This window comes from Roseibium sp. RKSG952 (assembly GCF_009711355.1).
The window spans coordinates 1-600 of sequence record NZ_SMMF01000323.1; the positions used below are offsets into that span (position 1 = coordinate 1).

1 pseudogene is annotated in these 600 nt (G+C 61.3%); it reads right to left on the reverse strand.

The features are described from left to right. Positions 1–553, reverse strand: a pseudogene (locus E1297_RS00880) (ATP-binding protein); the annotation flags it as partial. Positions 554–600: the final 47 nt, after the last annotated feature.

Consider the following 600-nt stretch of genomic DNA (forward strand, 5'->3'; position numbering starts at 1 on the left):
CGGCCTGGTCCTTGGTTACATAGGCGAGATCATCGAGAATGAGCAGGTCGAACTTGTCGAGCTTGTTGATGACGGCTTCGAGCTGCAACTCGCGGCGTGCGATCTGAAGCTTCTGAACGAGATCGGTGGTCCTTGTGAAGAGGACACGCCAGCCATTTTCGATGAGGGCAAGTCCGATGGCCGCAGCGAGATGGCTCTTTCCGCCGCCCGGTGGGCCGAACATGAGAATGTTGGCGCCTTTGGCGAGCCAGCCGTCACCGGCGGCAATCGCCATGACTTGAGCCTTGGAGATCATGGGCACGGTGTCGAAGGCGAAACTGTCGAGGGTCTTTCCAGGTGGCAGCCTGGCCTCGGCAAGATGAGGTGCGATCCTGCGTCTGCCGCGTTCTGCCAGCTCATGCTAGGCAATGGCCGCGAGGAAGCGGGCAGCGGGCCATCCTTCCTTGTCGGCCTGCTCGGTAAATTGCGGCCAGAGGGTTTTGATTGCGGGCAGCCTGAGCTCATTGAGCAGGATACCGAGACGGGCTGTATCGACGGTGTGAGCGTTCTTCATGCGGCATCTCCCGCCGTGCCCGCTTCGAGGGCGCCCTCGATCAGGGC